The 2,532-nt window shown below is 70.0% G+C and carries 3 protein-coding genes and 1 pseudogene; 3 read left to right on the forward strand and 1 reads right to left on the reverse strand.

Features of this window, described 5'->3' with window-relative positions; genetic code table 11:
• The 3 genes and pseudogenes from AC13HU_RS35520 to AC13HU_RS35530 all read left to right on the forward strand — a co-directional run.
• Positions 1-442 (forward strand): annotated as a pseudogene (locus AC13HU_RS35520) (hypothetical protein); the annotation flags it as partial.
• Positions 443-489: 47 nt separating this feature from the next.
• Positions 490-1,122, forward strand: a complete 633-nt coding sequence (locus tag AC13HU_RS35525) for a DUF1707 SHOCT-like domain-containing protein (RefSeq protein WP_483046125.1) — start codon at positions 490-492, stop codon at positions 1,120-1,122.
• A gap of 451 nt (positions 1,123-1,573) precedes the next feature.
• Positions 1,574-2,371, forward strand: a complete 798-nt coding sequence (locus tag AC13HU_RS35530; protein ID WP_483046126.1) for an SGNH/GDSL hydrolase family protein — start codon at positions 1,574-1,576, stop codon at positions 2,369-2,371.
• A gap of 95 nt (positions 2,372-2,466) precedes the next feature.
• Here the strand turns inward: AC13HU_RS35530 and AC13HU_RS35535 are convergent.
• Positions 2,467-2,532 (reverse strand): KOW domain-containing RNA-binding protein (locus AC13HU_RS35535; RefSeq protein ID WP_483046127.1); only part of this gene is annotated, 66 nt, incomplete at its 5' end.

Raw genomic sequence — 2,532 nt, forward strand, 5'->3', positions numbered from 1 at the left:
GGTGGGGGTCGGGCGGCCCGACTACCGCGCCATGAGCTCGTGCCGTCAACGGGTCGCCGTGCTCTGCAAGTTGTGTCAGGTGTGCGGTGGGCCGGCCGACCGTACGGCCAAGGGCTGGCTCTTCCTGATGCCGGCCGCGCCGCCGGGCGAGGAGGGCGGCGCCGAACCGGAGCCGATCGAGGGCGCGTTGACCACGAAGCCCCCGATCTGCCGCCCCTGCGCGGAGTTGGCCGTACACCACTGCCCCCACCTCGCGGCGCCCCTCTTCGTCCGCTCCCGCAAACCCCGTGTCTGGGGCGTCTTCGGCGGCTTCGTCACCCCCTCCCCCACCGGCGGCCTGGTCACCTCCGACGACACGTACATGCCCTACGGCGACCGGGAGGCGGCCCCCTGGTTCCTCGCCTCCCAACTCGCCCTGGAGCTCACCCGCTGCACCATCTGAGCTTCGTACGTTGCCCGTGCCTCGATCCGAGCGGCAGAATTGTCCGCATGGCTGAAGAAACCAGGTCAGTTGACGGATCGTCCGGGCACAGTGCGGCGCCGGATCTGCGGGCGTCCGATCGGGAACGGGATCAGGTCGTGGAGATCCTCCAAGTGGCCGCGGGCGACGGCCGGATCACCGCGGAGGAGCTCGACGAGCGGCTGGACGCCGCGCTGACCGCGCGCACGGTCGGCGAACTGGCCCGGCTCACCGCGGACCTGCCCTCGGACGGGATGCCGCCGCAGGCGGCCGAACTGGTCCGGATCGACCAGCGGTTCGGGGATGTCTCGCGCGCGGGCCGCTGGCTGGTGCCGCGCCGGATGGAGATCCGGCTGATGTTCTGCGAGGCGAAGCTCGACTTCACGGACGCGGTCATCACCCACAACATCCTTGACGTGGACCTCGATCTGCGGATCGGGGGGAACCTGCTCCTGGTGACCAGGCCGGGGATCGTCGTCGACACCGACGGTCTGGAACGCGGCAGCGGCGAGATCAAGATCCGGCCGGCCGAGCCGGAAAGCCCGGCGATCCTGCGCGTGCGGCTGGCCGGCGAGTCCCGCGGCGGCGACATCACCGCGCGGCCGCCACGGCGGTCGTTCACGGAAGTGGTGAGTCGCCGCAAGCAGAAGTCTGACGGCTGACGGCTGACGGCTGACGGCTGACGGCTGACGGCTGACGGCTGACGGCTGACGGCTGACGGCTGACGGCTGACGGCTGACGGCTGACGGCTGACGGCTGACGGCTGACGGCTGAGCCTCCGGTCGGCGCGAGGCGGCGGTCAACTCCCGGCCGGCCGGGCCGTAGCCGCCCCGCGCCACACCCCGCGCCGGGGCAACCGCCGGGCGAACCCGGGGCCGCTCGCCCGGCCGGCGGCGCCCCCGCCCGCGCGCCCGCGCCCTTCGCCCCCGCACAACCCTGAGCGCCTCAGTGCGCCCCAACTCGTCTCACGTGTCGCCCCTCAACACACCTGCTTCTCGTGTACCACTGACTGAAGCTCAGGTCTACGCGCAGAGAATTCTTGGCATGGACACTTCCCAAGGCAAGCTACTGCGCGGTACCAAGGTGCTGCAGCGATCCGCCCTTGGAGGTTTCGTGAGACTGACCAAATCCCTCACCGCCCTTGCCGCCGTGGCATTCGCCCTGGTGGCAGCGATGTTGCTGGCGGCCCCGGCGCAAGCCGCCGGACCGGCATACGTCGCGCTGGGCGACTCGTACTCCGCCGGCAACGGCGCCGGAAACTACATCAGTTCCAGTGGCGACTGCCACCAGAGCAACAGCGCCTACCCCGCCTTGTGGGCGAGCGCGCACAACCCGTCCTCGTTCACGTTCGCCGCGTGCTCCGGCGCGGTGACCACGGATGTGATCAACAATCAGCTCGGTTCGCTGAACGCCTCGACCGGACTGGTGAGCATCACCATCGGCGGCAATGACGCGGGCTTCTCCGACTCGATCACCACCTGCGTGACCGGGTCCGACGACACCTGCGTCAGCCGGATCAACACCGCCGAGGACTACATCCGCAACACGCTGCCGGGCAAGCTGGACGCGGTCTACAACGCGATCCACGCGAAGGCGCCCTCGGCGAAGGTCGTCGTCCTGGGCTACCCGGACCTGTACACGCTCAACGTCTTCTGCATCGGCCTCAGCGCCACCAAGCACCAGAAGATCGACGAGGCCGCCGACCTGCTCGACACCACCACGGCCGCCCGCGCCGCCGCACACGGCTTCACGTTCGGCGACGTGCGGAGCACCTTCAAGGGCCACGAACTGTGCTCCGGTGACGACTGGCTGCACTCCCTGGTCGTCAGCCCGACCTGGGAGTCCTACCACCCCACCGCCACCGGCCACGCCGACGGCTACCTCCCGGTCCTGACCGCCGACGCGTCCTGATCACCGACGCGCCGGCCTGAGCGCCACCCCGCACACGAAAGGGCCCCTGCCCGACGGTTACCGTCGAGCAGGGGCCCTTTCGATGCCTGCGGGAACTAGTTCTTCTGAATCTGGTCGAAGCTCAGCTCGACCGGGGTCTCGCGGCCGAAGATCTCCACCAG

The organism is Streptomyces sp. NH27 (assembly GCF_056859195.1).